General features: G+C 33.1%; 24 protein-coding genes and 2 pseudogenes. 10 read left to right on the top strand and 16 right to left on the bottom strand.

What is annotated here, in order from left to right:
- The first annotated feature begins 228 nt into the window (after positions 1–228).
- Together PT603_RS03495 and PT603_RS03490 are read left to right on the top strand one after the other, a co-directional pair.
- Positions 229–408, top strand: coding sequence for a hypothetical protein (locus PT603_RS03495; RefSeq protein ID WP_155805644.1), 180 nt, complete (start codon positions 229–231; stop codon positions 406–408).
- Positions 409–543: 135 nt separating this feature from the next.
- Positions 544–927: a reverse transcriptase domain-containing protein gene (locus PT603_RS03490; protein ID WP_008239977.1), complete on the top strand. Its 384-nt coding sequence runs from the start codon at positions 544–546 to the stop codon at positions 925–927.
- Between the two features lie 238 nt (positions 928–1,165).
- Here the strand turns inward: PT603_RS03490 and PT603_RS03485 are convergent, their stop codons facing one another.
- From PT603_RS03485 to PT603_RS03480, 3 genes and pseudogenes are all read right to left on the bottom strand, one after another.
- The gene (locus PT603_RS03485) at positions 1,166–2,191 is read right to left on the bottom strand and encodes a hypothetical protein (protein ID WP_008239975.1); all 1,026 of its coding nucleotides are present in this window, start codon (positions 2,189–2,191) and stop codon (positions 1,166–1,168) included.
- A gap of 134 nt (positions 2,192–2,325) precedes the next feature.
- A pseudogene (locus tag PT603_RS13735) lies at positions 2,326–2,436 on the bottom strand (hypothetical protein); the annotation flags it as partial.
- Positions 2,437–2,586: 150 nt separating this feature from the next.
- Positions 2,587–3,252: a hypothetical protein gene (locus tag PT603_RS03480; protein ID WP_008239973.1), complete on the bottom strand. Its 666-nt coding sequence runs from the start codon at positions 3,250–3,252 to the stop codon at positions 2,587–2,589.
- A 394-nt stretch (positions 3,253–3,646) separates the two neighbouring features.
- On the opposite strand from PT603_RS03480, the gene PT603_RS03475 reads away from it, so the two are divergent.
- Positions 3,647–4,723 (top strand): serine hydrolase domain-containing protein, encoded by a 1,077-nt coding sequence (locus PT603_RS03475; RefSeq protein ID WP_274239012.1) that lies wholly within the window; start codon positions 3,647–3,649, stop codon positions 4,721–4,723.
- A 655-nt stretch (positions 4,724–5,378) separates the two neighbouring features.
- Here PT603_RS03475 and PT603_RS03470 read toward each other — a convergent pair.
- Complete coding sequence (locus PT603_RS03470; protein ID WP_008240557.1) at positions 5,379–6,236, bottom strand: AraC family transcriptional regulator; 858 nt, start codon at positions 6,234–6,236, stop codon at positions 5,379–5,381.
- 171 nt (positions 6,237–6,407) lie between these two features.
- Here PT603_RS03470 and PT603_RS03465 point away from each other — a divergent pair, with 171 nt between their 5' ends.
- From PT603_RS03465 to PT603_RS03445, 5 genes and pseudogenes are all read left to right on the top strand, one after another.
- The gene (locus PT603_RS03465) at positions 6,408–7,544 is read left to right on the top strand and encodes an acyltransferase family protein (protein WP_008240554.1); all 1,137 of its coding nucleotides are present in this window, start codon (positions 6,408–6,410) and stop codon (positions 7,542–7,544) included.
- 9 nt (positions 7,545–7,553) lie between these two features.
- A complete protein-coding gene (locus tag PT603_RS03460; RefSeq protein ID WP_008240552.1) occupies positions 7,554–8,108 on the top strand; it encodes a sugar O-acetyltransferase in 555 nt (184 codons plus the stop codon).
- A 113-nt stretch (positions 8,109–8,221) separates the two neighbouring features.
- Positions 8,222–8,707: pseudogene (locus tag PT603_RS03455) on the top strand (serine hydrolase domain-containing protein); the annotation flags it as partial.
- A 63-nt stretch (positions 8,708–8,770) separates the two neighbouring features.
- Positions 8,771–9,625 carry an AraC family transcriptional regulator gene (locus PT603_RS03450; protein ID WP_008241546.1) on the top strand — a complete coding sequence of 285 codons (855 nt, stop codon included), beginning with the start codon at positions 8,771–8,773 and terminating at the stop codon, positions 9,623–9,625.
- A gap of 58 nt (positions 9,626–9,683) precedes the next feature.
- A complete protein-coding gene (locus tag PT603_RS03445) occupies positions 9,684–10,169 on the top strand; it encodes a DUF2938 domain-containing protein (RefSeq protein ID WP_008241544.1) in 486 nt (161 codons plus the stop codon).
- A gap of 118 nt (positions 10,170–10,287) precedes the next feature.
- Here the strand turns inward: PT603_RS03445 and PT603_RS03440 are convergent, their stop codons facing one another.
- The 4 genes from PT603_RS03440 to rbp all read right to left on the bottom strand — a co-directional run bounded on the left by PT603_RS03440 (position 10,288) and on the right by rbp (position 12,533).
- Entirely contained in the window at positions 10,288–10,479 is a 192-nt protein-coding gene (locus tag PT603_RS03440; protein WP_008241542.1) for a cold-shock protein, read from the bottom strand.
- Positions 10,480–10,501: 22 nt separating this feature from the next.
- Positions 10,502–10,936 carry a cold-shock protein gene (locus PT603_RS03435; protein ID WP_008241541.1) on the bottom strand — a complete coding sequence of 145 codons (435 nt, stop codon included), beginning with the start codon at positions 10,934–10,936 and terminating at the stop codon, positions 10,502–10,504.
- Positions 10,937–10,955: 19 nt separating this feature from the next.
- Entirely contained in the window at positions 10,956–12,092 is a 1,137-nt protein-coding gene (locus PT603_RS03430; RefSeq protein WP_008241539.1) for a DEAD/DEAH box helicase, read from the bottom strand.
- Positions 12,093–12,254: 162 nt separating this feature from the next.
- Entirely contained in the window at positions 12,255–12,533 is a 279-nt protein-coding gene (rbp, locus tag PT603_RS03425; RefSeq protein ID WP_008241537.1) for an RNA-binding regulator, read from the bottom strand.
- Positions 12,534–12,920: 387 nt separating this feature from the next.
- On the opposite strand from rbp, the gene PT603_RS03420 reads away from it, so the two are divergent.
- Positions 12,921–13,328 (top strand): SRPBCC family protein, encoded by a 408-nt coding sequence (locus PT603_RS03420; protein ID WP_008241535.1) that lies wholly within the window; start codon positions 12,921–12,923, stop codon positions 13,326–13,328.
- A 203-nt stretch (positions 13,329–13,531) separates the two neighbouring features.
- On the opposite strand, the gene PT603_RS03415 is transcribed toward PT603_RS03420, so the two are convergent.
- The 8 genes from PT603_RS03415 to PT603_RS03380 form a co-directional block, all read right to left on the bottom strand.
- On the bottom strand, positions 13,532–13,819 hold the full coding sequence (locus PT603_RS03415) for a helix-turn-helix domain-containing protein (RefSeq protein WP_008241533.1): 288 nt from the start codon (positions 13,817–13,819) through the stop codon (positions 13,532–13,534).
- A 252-nt stretch (positions 13,820–14,071) separates the two neighbouring features.
- Entirely contained in the window at positions 14,072–14,269 is a 198-nt protein-coding gene (locus PT603_RS03410) for a hypothetical protein (protein WP_309258603.1), read from the bottom strand.
- Between the two features lie 57 nt (positions 14,270–14,326).
- Positions 14,327–15,358 carry a hypothetical protein gene (locus PT603_RS03405; RefSeq protein WP_008241531.1) on the bottom strand — a complete coding sequence of 344 codons (1,032 nt, stop codon included), beginning with the start codon at positions 15,356–15,358 and terminating at the stop codon, positions 14,327–14,329.
- Entirely contained in the window at positions 15,355–17,670 is a 2,316-nt protein-coding gene (locus PT603_RS03400) for an AAA family ATPase (protein ID WP_008241529.1), read from the bottom strand. The genes PT603_RS03405 and PT603_RS03400 overlap by 4 nt, the downstream gene beginning before the upstream one ends.
- Positions 17,667–17,885 carry a hypothetical protein gene (locus PT603_RS03395; protein WP_008241527.1) on the bottom strand — a complete coding sequence of 73 codons (219 nt, stop codon included), beginning with the start codon at positions 17,883–17,885 and terminating at the stop codon, positions 17,667–17,669. The genes PT603_RS03400 and PT603_RS03395 overlap by 4 nt, the downstream gene beginning before the upstream one ends.
- 2 nt (positions 17,886–17,887) lie before the next feature.
- Positions 17,888–18,178, bottom strand: coding sequence for a WYL domain-containing protein (locus PT603_RS03390; RefSeq protein WP_008241525.1), 291 nt, complete (start codon positions 18,176–18,178; stop codon positions 17,888–17,890).
- A gap of 1,210 nt (positions 18,179–19,388) precedes the next feature.
- Positions 19,389–19,544, bottom strand: a complete 156-nt coding sequence (locus PT603_RS03385; RefSeq protein ID WP_155805724.1) for a hypothetical protein — start codon at positions 19,542–19,544, stop codon at positions 19,389–19,391.
- A gap of 67 nt (positions 19,545–19,611) precedes the next feature.
- Positions 19,612–19,815 (bottom strand): hypothetical protein, encoded by a 204-nt coding sequence (locus PT603_RS03380; protein WP_008241522.1) that lies wholly within the window; start codon positions 19,813–19,815, stop codon positions 19,612–19,614.
- Between the two features lie 548 nt (positions 19,816–20,363).
- On the opposite strand from PT603_RS03380, the gene PT603_RS03375 reads away from it, so the two are divergent.
- On the top strand, positions 20,364–21,311 hold the full coding sequence (locus tag PT603_RS03375; RefSeq protein ID WP_274239025.1) for a fasciclin domain-containing protein: 948 nt from the start codon (positions 20,364–20,366) through the stop codon (positions 21,309–21,311).
- Positions 21,312–21,322 lie beyond the last annotated feature (11 nt).

Here is a 21,322-nt window from a genome sequence, read left to right as displayed (position 1 = left end):
TCGAGAACAAGCAATTACTTATAGCCATTGTGTGTGCCTAGCATGGGCATCGATTCGTGCTAATGTACGAATTTTTCAAGAGGGTGCAAGTCCCATATAGACAGGGGTAACCCCTTGAACCATTAGCAAGTCGCAAGGTCGCTAGTTGTGAAGCTAGGACTGAAGGAAGCGAGACTGCAAATTTCGGTACTGAGGAACACGAACCATATACCGAGGCTATGAGGTCGGATGAGTAGACACATAACTGCGAAGTCCCAAATATCACTTTTAGATAAGCACCGAAGTAGTAGATATGGCAGGAATCGAAAGAAAGAAAGAAAGAAAGAAAGAAAGAAAGAAGATGCTCTTACCTGGGGAAGTTTCCATAGCTACGAGTTGGCGAAGTTGAGAAGTCAGCAGAGGCCATAATAGTACTATCTGCTGGAATAGTACGAAGGACCAAACGAAAATGGTTCTTAAAGCGCTATGGAGCACAATGTTGTTAAAGGTAGTCACCTAGAGATTGTGTAGCCATAGCACAAGCGGAACAGTTAACAAATTAGTATGATAGAAAACGTATTAAAGAACGAAAACCTACAACAAGCATACCAACGGATATTCGTTAACAAAGGCGCATCAGGGGTGGATGGTAAATCGGTAAACGATTTACTCTCCGACTTACAGAAGCACCAAAAGGTGTATATTCAAAGTATTCGAGAAGGAAATTACCAGTCCGCCCCCATATTGGGTATTGAAATACCTAAATCCAACGGAAAGACGCGCCTCTTGGGTGTTCCCACAGTGGTAGACAGGGTATTTCAGCAAGCCATACAACAAGTGCTGCAACCCATATTCGAGCAAGATTTCCAAACACACAGTTATGGTTTTCGTCCTAAGCGTAATGCCCACCAAGCCATGCATCAATCCTTTATCGGCCATTGCTTATAATATAAAGAAGTACCTGAAATTTATAGAAAAACAAAATAAAAGTGGAGCGGCAAGTCTACGCTTTGTTCTTTGTCGCCTTAAGGCATACATACAAGCCATTTTTAGCCCTAATAATCAGTTTTAATTTAGATTGAAATCACTTTCAAAACAACAAACGCCCTTAAAAAGGGCGTTTATATAAAATGTTTATACAAAATTATGGGCTTATGCAACGGCTACCAGTGTTATAAATTGTTTATTATTTTGAAGCTTTTTTAATTTTATCATTCAGTTCTTTGATATCTTTTGATTTTATATTATACGACATGCCTGTAATATAATTTCTGTAAATTATTTCTCCAGTTTTTGAATTAACTACTTGTAAAAACCTTTCTGCATTCATTCTTACATATCTAAGATAATACAGTTCTTCATTGTTTAGAATTTTATTATTCAATTCCTCATCTGAAATTACCTCGTATTTGTAATTATACTTTTTGAAAATCTTTTCAATATTTTCATCATCTACTTCACCATCTTGAGATGTCCAACCATTATATTTAATTGCCATATAGGAAGGAATATAAAGTTTTTCGTTAACTAATTTCTTCAATTCGGGTAGAAAATCATCTTCGTACATCCAGTAAATTTGTTCCTTCTTAAGAAGGCTATTTATCTTTTGAAAATAGTTTTGTAAAAATCCTAATTTATAATTAAAAAAAACATCGTCTTTATATAAAGAGTTACGTATTGTATTCATCTCTTCTAATAGAGAAGTGCTTATAAAATCATCTTTAGGGTAGATATAAAATCTAGCTATATTTGATGAATTGTAATTGATAATTTCATACTTATTTTTAGCTCTTTTTTTCGGTGAGAGTTTGTTTAGTTTTTTAAAAATTTCTTCACTGTCATATATTTTTATATCAACATATGTAAATAAGGAAGTGATAGTATACATACCTTTACCTTTAAACCGTCTAGTTCGCTTAGATACTCCTAATTGAGCTATTGAATACTTATCGCTGATGTAATCTTCAATGTCAAAATTTTCCGAGTCAACAATTTTATAGGGTGTAACATTCCAAGATGTTTTTAAAATTTTATCATATTCTGATTTATCATAAATACCAGATAATAAAAAAATAGTCTCTGTATTTTTAAACTTTTCAAGTACTCCTTTTTCAAATTTACTTGATTTACCAATATGTCGAGCACTAACTGATATTTGTGAGTAGCCTTGAAAAGTAATTAATAGTAAAAGAACAAAAATTTTTAATTTCATAATTGCTTGATTTGTTTAAATGTCTCATCCTGAAATATGTTTACAGGTTAAACATAGATTTAAATAGTTAATTTGTATACCGTATTTGGTGTTTTAAAATAAAAAAACAAGTATAATCTTACTTCGTTGTGTAATTATACTGTATTATTTATAGCCTTTTTTGCGTGATCTGTATTCATAAAGGTTTGATTCAAATAAAATTCATCTTTTAAAATACCATTTACACGCTCTGCTAGCGCATTTTTGTAACAATGATATTTTCAGTCGTACTTATAGCGATGTGTTTTCTTTTAAGAATCTGGATATATACATTTATGCAATATTGTATATCGATGGCATGACCACTAAACCAACAATGAAGTAACACATTTTTTGGTCACCATTGTGCCAAAATGTTATTTTTCAAGCTCGTATAAGTCCTTTTCAGTAAAAGTTCTAAATGAAAATTTATATCCCTCATAGGCTGCAATTCCATAAAACAATAGGTCAATTCCGCTAAATGTTTCTATCATAATAGGGATTAACTGGCTATAGTTAAATACATTTAAAGTTTCGAAATATCCTAATCCTTCTGTATTAGCTATAAATCCGATGATACTAAAAAAATTACCTAATACACAACTTAATACAGCAATTATTCCTCCGGAAATCCCAAAAATTTTATCAACTCCCTTCCCTACAAACCGTATTGAAAGTCCAACTAATGCTCCAACAGCTATCGCCATAAATCCAATTTGATATCCTGTAGCAACAGTAATAGCCCCCCATAAAAGTGCTGCTAAAACTCCTACAACAATACCAGTAATTATTGCTTTGGGTAATTCTTGTTCTGTTTTAAATTTTTCTAAATTTTTATCGGATAATTTATTTAGTACTTCATTGTGCTCAACAGCTTCTGTGTCGTCAATTTTTTCTACAACAGCTTCGTCTAAATTGAAGGATTTACATTCATTTTCAAAATGAGCCATTTCCCCAGTTAAATTACATAACAGTCCGACTTTCATATCAAGTCTTCTATTGGTACATTTTTTACAGAATTTCAATTGTTGTTCTCTAGTCATTTTGGTGGTTAATGTTTTAGGTTAATTATTGGTTACATGTAAACTTTATTATAAATGAGGAGTAAAGGGTTATGTAAAAAAGCACCATGTTCACATCATTTAGAGATATAACATGCCCTAATCCTTAAATTCAAATATAGCAAAAACTTATTATAAATGTAAGTAAAAACAGTCATTTATTTATAATCCAATTAGTGCGCATTACTATTCACGTTTAAACCTGATAAATTGGAATCTATCACTAAAAGTTCAGGATAAGAGATTAGTTATAAGAACAATGCAGAGCATATAAACAAATAGCTCAAACTAGATACATTAATAATCCAATACTATCAATAAACTCACTTATTGTAACCATCTCTTTCATTTGACAGTCCTATGAGAAACATTTCAAATGAAGAATCGATTATTGTCTCTAGTATTAATTATAAGCTCCCTATTATGTACTAAAGGAACCCTACTCTACTCACAATCTATAGAATTATCTATTGATTCACTTATAGCTACCAAATTTCAATCGGATCAACCCGGGGGTGTATTCTTAGCTTCTAGACAAGGGAAGGTTATTTATAAAAAAGCAGTGGGACTGGCAAATTTAGAACTTGGTGTACCAATGCAAACCAATCATGTCTTTGAAATTGGTTCCCTTAGCAAACAATTTACTGCGATTGCTATTATGATGCTCTTAGAAGAAGGCAAACTTGGACTGGATGATCCTGTTACCAAGTATATCCCCGACTACCCAACTGCTGGTCATTCCATCACTATCCACCATTTATTAACCCATACCTCTGGTGTAAAAGACTTTACACAAGTTAGTGGCCTTAATGACATTGCATCAATAGATAAGACCCCATTAGAACTTATTGATTTCTTTAAAAACGAACCTATGGATTTTCCACCTGGCGAGCAGTATAAATACAATAATTCAGGGTATGTTCTCCTTGGATATATTATTGAAGTAGTGTCAGGTGCATCCTATGAAGATTTTATAAATAACCAAATCTTCCAAAAAGTAGGAATGACTTCCTCAAATTACAATAGTCATTCAAAAGTCATTAAAAACAGGGCATCAGGCTATCAACTTAAAAAAGAGCAGCTGTTAAACCGTAGGATCATTAGCTTTACCCTACCCTACGCCTCGGGTGCACTTATGTCCACTGTTGATGATATGTATAAGTGGCAAAAAGCCATCACAAACCATGAACTTATAAACAAGGAAACCACTGAAAAGGTCTTTACAAACTATACCACTTCCAATGGAAATCCTATAGATTACGGATATGGATGGCACTTGAAAGACTCCGACGATTACCTTTTTATTGAACATGGCGGATCTATATTTGGATTTAAATCCATGGGCGTTTATATTCCGGAAGTTGATCTATATGTAATTGGGTTTAGTAACTGTGATTGTAATTCTCCAACTCAATTGGTTAGAGATATAGCACGATTAATCCTTAGTAGATAAAACCATCAACATTTTTATTTTTTGCTACCTTGCACTATATCCCTTTACTTTTAAATTCATCATTTGGACTGTATTGAATTACGAACATATACCATGAATGGTAGGTAAACAAAATGATACAAATATTAGAAATGCCACATATGGTTTATCTAGAGAGCAAGCTTATAGAGATCAATTAGGAGGAAAAAGTGAGACAGTTAAGATACCTTATACAAATACACAAATTGATTTTCAAAACCTAATGAGATGCACGCTATGAAGTTAAAAACTAGGTTAATGAGTTTAAAATAAACAAGCATAAATTGACATTCAAAAGGATCCAGTAATGGTCAAACTAGGATATCATGTAGAATACATATTAGAAAAAGGTGTTTCAAAGCCTTTTTTACAGTGGTAATTTGTTTAATCCACCTTTGGTGAAAGTTATGTTCGATTACCAATTTCAAAAGTCGATTATTATAAACTTAAAATAGAACTGGAAAATCCAAAAAAAAGCATAGGAAAATATTGATTAGAAATTTACCATTACTTTTGATATTCGTTTTATTGTTAAGTTATTTGACTTCAATAAGAAGTGAACTCTTAAAGGTAATTACTTAATAGAGATATTTTTCACCTTTAAAATAAGGCTTTTTTGAACTAACGATGGATTTTATTAACTTTTATTATTTTGGATTCGATAGTGATTGGGAGAGCACCCAATTTGTTTTTTAAAAGATCGATTGAAATATGGTATATCATTAAAGCCAACTGCAAAACATATTTCGCCAATAGACATTTTTGTTTCTTTTAGGATAGAACAGGCGCAATTTATTCTATACTCTCTTATTGCAGAAAAAAAAGATTTCCCACTCTCTCTCTTATAAAAAGTGCAAAAAGAAGACCTATTCATTCCCATATGTTCTGATACATCATCTAGGGTAATTTTATTATTATAGTTTACAAGAATATAACGATAAATTTTCTGCATTTTTTTGGAATTATTATTCTTCTTTTCTGTAAACCCCACCACTCTCATGTCTTTACTTGTTGCTATTTTGGAAAAAATATTAAGCAGAGATGACAATTGTTCTAAGTTATTTTGATAGAGCATAGATTTCATTAAAGTTTGAACATAAGATAAAATATCACCTTCCAAACTCATCCCTTTCCTTATCTTTTTTAAATTTTCAATTGGAATTTTTGCTTCAGGAAACACCTCTAAACAATTATTTAATAATGATTCAGGAATTATTATTGTTATATTTTCAATTTTACCGTCTTTATCATGTACATGCTCGTCAAAATACCAAACATGCGGAATCATAGGTGGTATAAATATTATTTCTCCTTTAGAAAAAGTTTCCATAACATCCCCAATAACTCTAGTTCCACTACCCGTAATAATATATGACAATTCCCAATCAGGACTTTGATGGAAGGAAATTTGTTCATCCCAAACAATATGCACATGGTCAAAAAAGAAAGACCTATCAGAATCGATTTCAATATGACTATATTTTGGTTTTTTCATATAATACACCTTTAAATAATTTTATAAATCTAAATATAAGACAATATTAAGTTAATATTTGACAATTATTCCGTTCAGTATAATCCTATTTTTGACGCTAGTTATTAGCTTATGAATAGATTTATTGGTTATAGACAAATTTCATAGATAAACTAATTGTTATTTTATTATATGGTAAGGGCAAGTTCTGCATTTTCAGATTCCAAGAGGCATTTTTTAATTCTAGATGCCTTGCGTGGTATTGCAGCAATAGTAGTTGTTTTGTTTCATTTCCTTGAGGTATATTCAGGCGGTGATCATATAAAACAGTTTATTAATCATGGTTATTTAGCTGTTGATTTCTTTTTTATGCTTTCAGGTTTTGTTATGGCACATGCCTATGATGATCGTTGGAACAAAATGACAGTCAAGGATTTTTTTAAACGAAGACTAATTAGACTTCATCCAATGATTATATTCGGAATGACTTTAGGTGCAATTTGTTTTTATTTTGGAGAATCTACTTTTTTTCCGAAAATAGCAGATACTTCTGTTTGGCAATTAATATTAATAACACTTATTGGTTACACCTTAATTCCAGTTCCTCCGTCCATGGATATTAGAGGGTGGAGTGAAATGCATCCACTTAACGGTCCTGCTTGGTCTTTATTCTTTGAATACTTTGCAAATATTTTACATGTCTTAGTGCTAAGAAAGTTATCAAAAACAATTCTCTCCGTATTGGTCTTTATGGCAGGTATAGCATTAGTTCATTTAGCCGTAACAAGTCCTAATGGCGATATTATTGGTGGTTGGTCCTTAGAGCCTGAACAATTAAGAATTGGTTTCACAAGACTTATGTTTCCATATATGGCGGGAATGTTACTCCGACGTGTTGTAACGGTTGTAGAGGGGAGAAATACATTCTTATTGAGTGGGTTCCTATTAGTTGTAGTTTTATCTTTTCCAAGATTAGGAGGGTATGATAATCTATGGATAAATGGTATTTACGATTCTCTTTCTGTCATTTTGGTGTTTCCTGTGGTTATCTATCTAGGGGCTATTGGTAAAGTTAAAAGTGGTATTTTCCAGAAAATATGTATGGTTTTAGGTGATATATCATACCCAATTTATATTATTCATTTTCCTATAACTTATATTTTTTATGCCTGGGTCACCAATAATAATATACCATTAGGACAAGGAGTTTTAATTGGGATGTTGATTTTGATAGGAACCGTAATTCTATCCTTTATCGCATTAAAGAAATATGATGAACCTTTAAGAAATTGGTTAGCTAATCGTTTTACGACAAATAATTTAAAGTAAGTTAAAATGATGAAAACAGAGAAACAGAAAATGCTTTCAGGAGAACTTTATAATTCCTTTGATGAAGAGCTGATGAAAGACCGGGTAAAAGCAAGATTATTATTAAAACAACTGAATGACTCACGAGAAGACGAGGTTGTAAAACGAGATGGAATATTAAATGAATTATTGCCACAAGCAGGTGATAATTTATGGATACAACCACCATTTTATTGCGATTATGGTACAAATATAATTACGGGCGAAGGAGTATTCTTCAATTTTAACTGTGTAGTTTTGGATGTTATGGAGGTGAATATTGGTAGTAAAACCATGTTCGGTCCTAATGTTCAAATTTATACTGCGACACATCCTTTGGACTATAAAATTCGAAATACAGGTTTAGAATATGCTAAACCTATAACTATAGGCGAAAATGTTTGGGTTGGAGGAAGTGTTGTTATTTGTCCAGGTATTACTATTGGAGATAATTCTATAATAGGAGCAGGGAGTGTCGTGACAAAGAGTATTCCGGCAAATGTAATTGCAGCTGGGAACCCATGTAAAGTTATACGTAATTTATAAGTTGTAAATAAAAATAGATTTATATTTTTTTACATATTGAATAGAGTGCGATGTTAACCTATTGAGTAGACTCATTTTCTACAACCAACCCCTTAATTTGACAGTCCTATAAAGATTTTATAAATAACCAAATCTTCCAAAAGGTAGGAATGACTCCCTCAAATTACAATAGTCACTCAAAAGTCATTAAAAACAGGGCATCAGGCTATCAACTTAAAAAAGAGCAGCTGTTAAACCGTAGGATTATTAGTTTCACCCTACCCTACGCCTCGGGTGCACTTATGTCCACTGTTGATGATATGTATAAGTGGCAAAAAGCCATCACAAACCATGAACTTATAAACAAGAAAACCACTGAAAAGGTCTTTACAAATTATACCACCTCCAATGGAAATCCTATAGATAACGGATATGGATGGCACGTGAAAAACTCAGACGATTACCGTTTTATTGAACATGGCGGATCTATATTTGGATTTAAATCCATGGGCGTTTATATTCCAAAGGTTGATCTATATGTAATTGGGTTTAGTAACTGTGATTGTAATTCTCCAACTCAATTGGTTAGAGATATAGCACGATTAATCCTTAGTAGATAAAACCATCAACATTTTAATTTTTTGCTAACTTGCACTATATCCCTTTACTTTTAAATTCATCATTTGGACTGTATCGAATTACGAACATATACCAATACCCAAGGACTTGGAAATTTTCAAATTTTAAAGCTTGATGAGGTACTTAAAAATCAGGAAATGATTGAAAAATCACACCGTCATGATTTTTACTTTATTCTGGTAATTCAAAAAGGAAAAGGAACACATACCATTGACTTCAAGGACTATAAAGTAGTCTCAAATTCCATTTATTTCCTACGTCCTGGTCAAATCCATGAATTGTACCTCCATAAAAATACACAAGGATACTTAATCACCTTTGACAAGGATTTTTATAATAGCAATACAGCCACAAGTAAACAGCAGTTCAACGCTTTGTTTGGTCAAAATTATTACCTTCTTAGAGAAGAATCTCCTAAAGTCTATTCTTTACTACACTTACTCCGAGAAGAACATACAACCCAAAAAGAAGGATTTAAACAAGCGATCATAGCCTATCTTGAACTTTTTTTCCTTCATATATACCGAGAAAAAATCCATTCTAAGGATGACATGATAAAACAATCCTATGAATCTAAGGTTATGGATGCCTATTTACTTCTGCTGGAAGAATTTGTTTGCATACATAAGAAGCTACCTTTTTATACCGAAAAGCTGCAAGTGAGTCTCCAGCAACTCAATACATTTTCCAAGAGAATGCTTGGAAAATCAAGTTCTGAATTAATGGTTGATCAAATTATCTTGGAGTCTAAAAGAGTACTGCTAGCCACTACCCTGCAGGTAAAGGAAGTTGCTTACTATATGGGCTATGAGGATGTTTCTTATTTCATCCGCTTCTTTAAAAAGCATACCAACTACACACCAAAAGAATTCAGAGAATCGTATAATTCGTCCTATTGATTTATGTAATTGTCCTACTCCAAGGTGCATAGATCGGTCTATTTTTGCTTATAAAAAGATGAACATCCTTCTTCAAATCACCCTCATTGGCATAGGTGCCACAGCTATTATGGACAGTTTTACATTCCTTCTAAGATGTATAGGAATACAAACCCTTGACTACAAATACGTCGGTAGATGGGTTGGTCATCTCTGGAAGGGTCGGTTTACCCATTCCACCATTTTTACAGCAAACCCGATAAAACATGAGAAAATTATTGGTTGGACTGCTCATTATGCCATCGGAATTAGCTTTGCCTTTCTACTGGTATATTTCGATGGAGTTCAATGGTTAGATAGGCCAAGACCAGTACCTGCCCTTGTAGTTGGCATACTCACCACCATAGCACCCTTTTTTATAATGCAACCCTCATTTGGAATTGGCTGGGCTGCCTCTAAAACTCCAAATCCCAACAAAGCAAGACTTATGAGTATCATCATACATTTAGTATATGGAATTGGGCTGTATCTAAGCGCACTACTGTTTAAAAGTATAGCAATGTAACACACCTCAAATTCGTTTTAGAAAACATCAAATTTCAATGCTATTAGCTCCCAAACGGTCCATAAACAAAAAAGGGCATATGACTACATACACCCTTTTTTAAACACTAGCTATGCTACTATTGACGTTTTACGTTCACCGCAAACATCCCTCTCTGCCCATGCTCAATGTCATAGGTTACTTTATCATTTTCTTGAACATTGTCTAAAAGTCCGGTTGTATGAACAAATACATCACGATCTCCATTTGATGGAGTTATGAATCCAAAACCTTTAGTGTCGTTGAAAAATTTTACTGTTCCTTCTTGCATTTCTATATTAATTAAATTGATATTACTTTTTTTTGATGTTGATTGCTCTATCCCCACGATCTGTTTTTTCCTTATTATAGATCACACTATCGTGTTTGTTAAATTGCTGTGATAATTGTTTATGGTGAAAAAACACACTATCGTTTGATGTATCCTCAGTAATAAAGCCATAGCCTTTTTCACTGACATAAGTTACAATACCTGTAAACTCCTTATCCGGATCCAAGGCATCTTCAGGTTCTTCTTCTTCTCTTCTTCTGGGTGCTACAGGCTGGGTAGTTTGAAGGTGTGGTGGAACCGATGTGAAATTTCCATTGATATCTACATAGATTATCATGTCTTCCAGATCTTTTCCTTTGTTATTATTCACCTTGCGGTCCTCTCGGCGCTGCAATTTTTCTTGTTTCTTCTTTGTTTTTTTCTTGGCATTTTCTTTCTTAAAATAAGAGTCCCCCATATTTTTCTTGATTTATTACTTATACGTTTCTAGTTGGTAAAGCTGTATTCTTAGCTACAGTCATTGTAAATCCTATCAGATTTTGAATGTTCTTCAAATCCTTCTTTTCATCTCTATCACAAAATGAAACTGCTACACCCTGTTTACCTGCACGTCCAGTTCTCCCTATTCTATGTACATAGGTCTCGGCTACGTTAGGTAATTCATAATTCACTACATGAGGTAATTCATCAATATCAATCCCTCTAGCGGCGATATCTGTGGCAATCAGCACCCTGATTTTGCTGCCTTTAAAATCATTCAATGCCCTTTGCCTGTTGTTCTGAGATTTGTTCCCATGTATGGCTGCTGCAGTGATTCCTGTCTTCAATAATTGCTTGGCTAATCTGTCAGCACCATGTTTTGTTCTAGAGAAGACCAGGGATCTGTTTATTTCTTTATCACTTAACAGTTCAACCAACAGTTTAAGCTTCTCATTTTTTTCTACAAAGTACACTGATTGCTTCACACTATTTGCCGTTGAAGAAACGGGTGTCACATTTATCTCAATAGGATCCTTTAATAACTGTTTGGCAAGTTTTCGTATAGCCTCAGGCATAGTAGCCGAAAAAAACAAGGTTTGTCTTTTTGTAGGAAGCTTAGCAACAATTCGCTTTACTTCATGTACAAACCCCATATCCAACATTCGATCCGCCTCGTCTAAAACCAATATCTCTATTTGAGAGAAATCGATATAGCCTTGCTCATACAGATCCATTAACCTTCCAGGAGTAGCAATAAGGATATCAACCCCTTTTTTTAAGGCCGCTTTTTGAGGTTCATGGGATACCCCACCAAAAATAGCCAGGTGTGATACGGATAAATAAGCCCCGTAGGATTTAAAATTGTCACTGACCTGAATAGCCAATTCTCGTGTAGGTGTTAGTACCAAAGCACGTACCTTCGAGTGTTTTACTTTTTTGTCATGCAAAAGTTGAAGTACAGGAATGGCAAAAGAAGCCGTTTTTCCCGTACCGGTTTGAGCACAACCAATAATATCACCACCTTTTAAGGTGTGTGGAATTGTTTTACTTTGTATTTCAGTAGCTGTAGTATAACCAGCTTTTTCTACCGCCTTCATTATTGGCGGTATAATAGGTAAATTTTTAAATTGCATATATTGTAGTGTCGGGATACCGACAATGTTGAATTCCTCGGTACCAACGGCCCGAGTATATATTATCTATCAGGTGGTTCGAATTTGCAAATAGCAAATGAACACCAATTTGTTTACAAGGAATAATGACCTTACTAAAGGAATATCTATTAGAGATACTAATTACCAGCTTCGGTTAGAAGAAAAACGATCATTACTTCTTTTGGGTTTCGCTTCATTGACTACAATAACCCTTGAATCTAGCATAGATTCATTTAGTCTTTCAATAGCAGTCAAAGCATGCTCAGACACAGGCATCTCAACAAAGGCAAAACCTCTGGAACGATTTGAATAACCATCTACGATAACCTTTACAGAAGAAACTTCACCAAAAGGAGTAAATACATCAAGTAATTGTTCTTCTGAAGTCTGAAAACTCAGATTGCCAACAAAAATATTCATAAGTATTAGATTTTAAAGTGGCAACTGAAAAGCACAAACTGATAAAGAAAAAAGGACGGAGTTTAGACTATTTCAGAAAAAGCAAAGGCAGGCGCCTGTTATATATTTGGTTACAAAGGTATTACTTTTATTTGAATAATAGCTATTTTAAGGATTTAATTAATTTAAGCAGGTAGGAATCGCTCTAAACTCACCCTTTACGAATTCTTTACCTATCCCATGAATAGTATGAAAATCTGCTTTTAAAAAAGATTCTCAGAATGCAACAAGTTCATTACTTGTCCTATGACAAGTAGATTTTAAAAACCATACCTCATTTTTGTACTGTAACTACCCTATCAATAATCCAATCAACACATTTCCATAACCCATTAAATAAGGTAACAAATGCTAAACATTGAACACAGAAATTACATTAAAGTTCCAGCCTCCATAGTATATGAGGTTTTAACATCCTCAAAGGGTCTAGGTGAAATTTGGACAAAAAAACTAGACGTACAAGCCAAAGAAGGGTATATAAATATATTTGACTTTGATGAAGGGTATCTTACAAAAATGAAAATCCTACGTCTAGAGCCTAATTCTACTATAGTTTGGGAATGTATAGCGTCCGATGAGCAGTGGGTAGGTACAGGAGTTTCCTTTGAACTCACTGAAAAGGATCAAATCACCACCGTCGTTTTAAAGCACACCAACTGGAGAGAACTAACCGATTTCTATCAATGGTGCAATTATAATTGGGCTCTTTTTCTTCAGAGACTAAAAATATACTGTGAAAAACAACATGATTTTTAATTATACCTAATCGCAACCTATACTTTGTTCTTTTGTAAGCCTACACTGTCATTACCTCTTACAATCCCTAAATCGAAACGTTTAAGCTGGCCAGAAAAAATGGGCCAGGAAAGTTACCCATCAAGCCGTAAGTAAAATCGGACCTTCCAAGCCTGCCCAGTCTGCAAAAACATATATGTCAAATTTTCCTTCTGCCATCTTTATTATAATAAATCCAAATCTTGTAATTTTCTACCAAATGCATCATCATTGGCCAGCTTCAAAAAATCATCCTGAAGATTCATCACCCTAAGCACATTAAAATAGAGCCCAATGGCCACGGCAGGGTCACCTTTTTCTATTCGATAAAGGGTAGCCCTGTGAATACCTGCACGTTCCGATACCTGCTCTGTGGTGAGCTTTCTTCGCTTTCGTGCCAGCTTGATGTTCTCACCAATTTGGTCAAAAATCTTTTGAAACTTTGGTAATACGACTGCCTTCCTTGAATTCATTTGTTGTTAATTTGCTACAAAAATACTATTTTTGTTGTTAATTAGCAACATTTTATGAATTATCCAGCATTCGAGAACTACCTTTTGATTCACTCGGACAGGAAAGAGTTTAAACTTTATAACGAAAGAGCCTACTCTTAATAATTAATTTAGATAATTCTGATGAAGACGAATAGCTGAAAGTCCTTAACATAATAAATTAAAACCAATGACAAAACGTTACAAAGGATACACAGAAATTGAACAAAAATTTTATTTAAACTTAGTTTTGTTAATTTCCTCACCAAGAAATTCCAAACCAAAAAAATAGTTTTCAGTATCGAGTTCTTCTTTGAAATAAACACTCACATAATCCTGCATTCTTAATTTAAAATCAACAACGGTTATATCCTTATCGACAATTTTGGAGAATTCCATATTTGCTTTCTCCTTCGTTACATATTTGCACACTATTTTAGTTCTCACCACATCGACTAGGTCAATTCTTTTTGGGTCTTGGTTTAATCCTTATATTTCATTTATTTCTTTCTCAATTAAACGATATTTATCCTTCACATCTTCACCTGTATAGAAGTCGAGCAAATCCTTTTTTGATAATGTTCCTTGATTTAAAAATCTTTTCAAATATTCTTGATTAAACTCCATTAAAAGCATCGTCTTTTCCAATTGCTTTAAAATTGCTTTGTTATTGTCGATGTTGTTTTGAACTAGAGATTTTATTGTCAATATTTCGTTAATGTCTTTAATAATTCGGTTTACAATCATTGCCAAAATATCTTTGTCGAGTTCAATTTCTTTTGCATTTAAGGCAATATCTCTCGCTAACATATAAGCTATAGCTAAATTGCTGTAATCTCCTTTTTGTGAATTGATGATAGCAATAAAACCAACTCCCTGGATGTAACCCACATTTTCGAAATTTTTTAAAATGGAATTTTCAACTAATGAAATGTCAAAAACTATCAAACTTATTTTACTATCTCTATTGGCTTGCGCTTCTATTAATTGACTCCAAGCAGTATCCGTTTTTCGCATAAAAATATCTTTGCTTTCAATGTCTCCTAAACGAACGCTTTTATCAAATTTACATTCAATGGCGATTTTTAAATCAGGTGTTCCATTTATTTCACAAATAATATCTCCAGTCTTATTTTTTGGTAGGATGCCTGCTGAATTTCCAGTCAAAAATGCACGGTCTTTTATTCGTTTTTCAGAGAAATATTGATTTAAAAAATCAGCAATTTCATCTTCTGCCAATGTCCCTTTGATAGTTGATTTGTAGAAAAGTTCTTTCTTCATCTCAAAAATCATTTTCAGACTTTCTAGCTCTGTTCCCAACTCATTGGAGGTTTTTGATAAGAAAGAGGAAATACGGTCTTCCATGAGGGCCAATACTCCTATATAAATTGCTCTTAGCAATTTATCATCTCTTTCACTTGCAGGAATATTATCAAAATAGTTAAAAACTATTTGATTTTCGATTTCGAATTCTTTGATTTCAATTCTTTTGAGTTGTTGATTTATTTTTATTGTTGTCATTTTTTTAGATTAATTGCTGCTTCAAGTGCTTCAAAATGAAGTTTATCTTTTTTCTTTATATGTCTTATTAACTCTTTACAGGCGACAGGAATATCAGCCACATATTCACTTTGCTTACCAATTCTATCTAGATTGTCTAAATGGCTAAAATAATGAAATGGTTTACAGATTCTTTTGGAAATTTCTGGTGTGAAAATCCTATCAGCCCTTTGATCAACATTTTGGTCACTTGGATATTTAGTTAATGTGTACATTTCCAAAAACCTTCTTAAAGTATTTGGAATTAAAAGTAGCTTGTCTGATTTTAATGGTTTTCCTAATTTGTTGAACTCATAGATTTCCTTAAATAAATAATGGTATTCAGATTTATATTGGCCTATAATTGCAGGTAATTCCCTTATAATTGCTGTGTTGTCAGCAAAATTTCTTTCAATATAGTATTTAGACTCCTTGTTTGTTTTGCCCATTGGCAATTCTCTCAATAAATTGAAGAATTCGAAATTGTGAGTTGAACAAAACAATTGAAGGCATTTTAGTTTCCACTCGCCCCCAGGATTGTTATTGGAAAAGAGCATTTCCTTTAAAATTGAGTTTATTTGAAAAATGTGATTCCCATCTAAACTTGAAATTGGGTCATCAATAAAAACAATATAATCCTTAAATACCCTTTTAGATTCTAGGGCTTTTATCGTAACTAAAAAATGAGAAAAAGCAATAGCAGTTTTTTCGCCTTCACTTAAATTTGACGCATTTTCACCACCTCTGAGTAATAAAAACTTTTTAGATGTTGTTTCTAGAATTATTTCAATGTCATTGCGATTTAAAAAAGTTTGAATAAAGTATGTATATCTTAATGCTCCTTCAGCGTCACTAACTTTTTTTGATTCATAAAATTGAATTTGCTTTTGAAAATCAGTTGCTTGAGTGTTTAGTTTTTCTATTTTTTCATTCGCTAATTTGCACTTTTTTTCTTTCTCGATATATTTCTCTCTCTTTAGAAACGAAGCTATTAAGTAGTCTTTATATAAGTTTCTTTCAATTTCTATTCTGTGTTTGAACTCCTTTGAAAAATCATTATTGCTTCTTATAACGCTGTTTAACTGTTCTATTTTACTCGTTATTAGCGAAAAATCAAATTCCTTTATTTCGTTTATTCGGATATGTATAGATTTGCTTTGTTTCAAATCGAGTTTTAATATAAGAGTTTTTAGGTGCCTTTTGTAGGATGTAAGTAACTTATCAAGTTCTTTCTTTGAATTTATATATTCATCAATGTACCCTAGATTTAGGTCATTACTACTGGAAGGAAAATTAATTTGTTTTATACTATTTTCTTCGTCAACGAGTTGTTTTTTTACATTGTTTATGCCCTCTTTTATATTTGAAGCTTCACTATTGAAAAACTCGTTTAGATATTGAAATCTTTCGGGTTTAATATCATTATCACAAAACAAACATTTGGTGGGTTCTGGATGAAGTTCTTTGCCCTTCTTAACCCATGTATATATTTCTGAATTACTATCTAATATTTTATCTAAATTCTTTTTATCAGGGATTTTTACCAATAAATCATTAACTGATTTAATTATTTTGTCATATGTAGAGTTGAGAAAGACTTCATCCAGTACTTCTTTGGGCTCTTTAGACAAAACGATAGCTTTAAGTTGGGCTAATTTCTTTTTGTCAGTTATAATAAATTCAGATAAATTTTGTTTAACCTTAGCTACAATAGGCTTTAGATTTGCCTTAGTAAAATCGATTTCACTTCCAAAGTGGTCAATTTTAATTTCTTTTGCAAATAAAGTAAACTTACCAGTGTTAGCCCTGTCATAAATTTCAAAATCATCTACTATTTTTAAGTATGGATCTTTTTTTCCAATTATTGTTTCAGTGCCATTAATCAAATCAATTTTATTTTTAAACTCAATTATTTTCTCTTCATATTTGGCGTTATCACCAACTTCAAACAAAATTGTTTTTGACTCAGATATTTCATCTTTATGAATACTGAAGTTTAGATTGTCTTTAATGTAATCTGAATTAAAGACAAGAATGTTAAAAGGGAAGTTTTGTAAAGAGTTTGAATCGAAATCTCCAGCAGTTGTATTTATCTTAAAAAAGCTTCTATCATAACTACCGTGCATTTTTTTATCACGTAAAGAACTGAATATTCGAGATAAAGTCGTTTTGCCTGAATAATTCCAGCCATAAATTAAATTTTTATGATTAAAGTTTTTTAGACCAGTTGCAGAGTTCCATGAAAAACTCTTGTAGATACCAAAATCCCTAATACTTTCAATTTTATTTATCATACAAGTTTTTTTATATGAGTATTAATATAGGCATTTAAACCATTCCCATTTATTGCGAACCTTTTCATATTTTCTACATGATAACTACCAGCACCACCACCGAAGCTGTATCTATAAAGTTTAGCATTTCCTCTAAATAGGACAATGATGTTATCCGAACCAATCTCATAGGCCGAAACACCTGAATTACCGCTTTTATTTCTATATCTATCCATAGCTATAGCTCTACAAATATTTCATCCATACCTCTATCTCCCTTTTTATAACCTGGCCTTGGGATTTTAAATGTATCTTCAAGAATTTCTATATTTTCTACTTTACCGAGGTCATACATTTTCCACCCCATTTTCCCAGATGAAGAATAGCCATCAATTTGGAAGGCTCTTAATCCTTCATTCCCAGCGGTAGTCATACCGTAACAATGTGGCTCAACCACTCTTAATTCGTTTTCGTAATAAAACTGAATTACGTTCCGATTTTCAATAGCTTCAATGATTTGATTATTCATAACATAATGGTTTTAGTTTTTCTTCAAATTATTTAAGTCAATTAGTTTCTTATAGAACTCAATTTTAACAATTTAGCATGGGTGCGTAAGCAAAATTGCAGCTCTTTTACAAGCTTTGATTTTGAGTGTCGGCTCGTGGAACTTGCAAATGTGCTGCAATGTGGGTGGGGTTTCTTTCTTTTTTTGTGGGGGAAGAAAAAACAAAATAAATTTCCTTAAATATGCACTGTCCTTTCATAGAGCTAAATTCTGATATACTTCAATTTGTAATATTGTTTTTGTATTCTTGTCTATCTTTTTTACACTTGTTGTCAACTCCTTTCTCTGCAGGACTTTTCTCCTTTTACACATCCCTTTTTGGATTGCTAAAGGAAGCTTCAAATTGCTTAATCTTTTTACTTCATTTCAATTAAAACTACAAACAAAAAAACTTAACTTCTAAATATAAATCGCTTCACAAAATATTAAATACGGAAAACCACAAGCATTCCGAAATAAAATGCTTAATTAATAATTGGGGAGAGTTTAAATATACTAATTAATTAGTAAGTAATTACTCTATTAAAATGAAAATAAAATGTGATTTTTTTTCATTTCACACAATTCAAAAATCAAGAATATTGCAACCGCTTTACAGATAAATGAAGTTTTATAAAAATTACTTTATCAGCAATAGCTTTTCTATAGCGTCATAACTCACCAATTGTGCATCTGGCAGAATGCTGTCCACCAAATCCAGAACCGTGGCTATGTTCATCTCCTTTGAACAATTTGACAGTCTTGGGGATGCAAGTCCATTGTCAAGATACAAGTTCTTAGAAGGCAACGCAGTTCACCGTTGTCGGTCACTTCGAAGGTCACCTCCTGCATGATGGGATCGTCCTTACGGTTGTAACACCTTCGTTGTATTGGGTACAATAGCCTAAATACCGTTTTCAGTTTTTCCTTGTCTGTCATTTCCTTTGTATCTTTTCTTTCCATATGATTTTCAAATCTTAATTTATACCTTCTTCCTTTGAAAACATGAACTCTCTCATTTTATCCAAATAAATACCTTCTTCTAAGGGTATCAGGTTTTATGCAAATTCTAAAACCGCTATTATATCGGACTCTTTATTCTTCATGCGTAATGTTAAGTCTTGTTGCTCTTCTAGGGCCAGAATACACACACTGAGTGTGGATTTTAAAATAGATAACAGTTCAACATAATCTAGAATCGACAGTAATTTAAGTAGTAACCTTCCTGTGTGCCTTCAATGGGGCGTAGCAATACAAAATTCTCCTCGCTCAACTCCTTTATCTTTTTCATTTTTAATAAGGTATCATCTAAGGACTGCTCCTCTATTTGGTCTGTTTTGTTTTTCATGGTTTTTAGTTTTTGACACTCAACACAGAGTATTGTTTCCAGAAAGATTTGGGTTAAGTTATATCTATTATTTTTCATCCATTCTCAGTAGTAATCTTCTGGACTTATCCAAGAACTCCAATTCCTCATGAGGTATCAACCTCTTGAAAAATTCAAGTACATCGGCAAATTGCTTGTGTACCTCTTTGATATCTCTTGTTTCATCGTTTGGATCATAGCCATCCAATGATATGATGCCTACATTTCTAATGGCTTCAAGGGTATAATCCAAGTGTTCTTAATTGCGTAGATAGACATAGTTTAAATAGTACCCTCCCATTATTCTTGAAGTTGGAGTGAGCAAACTGAAGTACTCCTGTTCTATTTTATTCAACTCCAGCAGGTTATTGGGAACCTTTCCATTATACTGCATAAGTTACCGTTGTGTAAACCTATAACAGCATGACAAGTCAACGGAAGGATAAAATAGAACTTAGAACACGGATTCTTCTAAAAAAGAAGTCTTAGTAACCGTAAGGTTGTTCAAGTGATGAACATTAATAGAAAAATTAAATCCACCGTTTTAAAATATTGGAATTGGATTATTCCTATTCCTAACTATGGATGACGCCAAGCTTAACGATCTTTTTACCTAGTAAGACCAGATACCCATAAAACAACCGAAATTACTCTCAAAAGAGGCTTAAATACTAGTATTAGACCCTATTGGAATACCTTTCAAATAATTGTTCAATTCAATAGCATGTTAAATTTTGTTTAATCTTTTTTGAAAAACATTAAACAAAATTGTATCTTTGATAAAAACAAAAAACAATTATTATGAAAAAAAGACTCTTTCAACTATCACTAATTTGTTTTTCATTACTCTTTGTATCATGCTCAGATGACGATGATGATAAGCAAATGACCATAGCGGACTACGTAGCCTCTAGTGCTAACTATAGTTCACTAAAAGCAGCTTTAGATAGAGCTGGATTAACAGCCACTTTGGATGCCTCTACCAGCTTTACTGTATTTGCACCAGACAATGCAGCATTCTCTGCATTTCTAGAAGACAATGGATTCGCTTCCTTAAATGATGTCCCAGTGGGAGTACTTACAGAGGTGTTACTAAACCACGTAGTGGTTGGAGTTAACCGTTCTTCAAGCCTGACTACAGGATATGTAAAAACCCTAGCTAAGGAGAACACTACAGATAACGAAATTGATATGTACATTAATACCGAGGATGGGGTACTTATCAATGGACAATCTTCCGTGGTTGCAGCTGATATTGACGTTAGCAATGGTGTCATTCATGCCGTTGATAAGGTTATTGGACTTCCTACAGTGGTAACCTTTGCAACAGCTGATGCCACATTTAGTACGCTAGTGGCTGCTTTAACAGCAGATCCAGGCTTTACCTATGTAACCACTTTAAGTTCCACTACTGCACCTGCTCCATTTACAGTGTTTGCACCCACAAATACCGCCTTTGGTAATTTATTGACTGAATTAGGCGCTAATAGCTTAGGAGATATTCCAATTCCTACTGTGCAGGCAACACTAAACACCCACGTTATTGCCGGGGCTAATGTGCTATCCTCTTCACTCACCAATGGTATGACAGTTACAACGCTAGGGGATTCCTTCACTATTAACCTTGGAACATCAGCTACCTTTACTGATCTTAACGGAAGAACAGGAAATATCGTTGTAACAGATGTTCAGGCTTCTAATGGAGTAATTCATGTGGTAGACAAGGTAATTCTACCTCAATTGGATTAAGAATAAATTGC

The organism is Imtechella halotolerans, from assembly GCF_028743515.2.
In the GTDB taxonomy this organism is placed as follows: domain Bacteria; phylum Bacteroidota; class Bacteroidia; order Flavobacteriales; family Flavobacteriaceae; genus Imtechella; species Imtechella halotolerans.
Note: the sequence above shows the minus strand (reverse complement) of the source record. Positions and strands in the feature narration are given on the sequence as shown.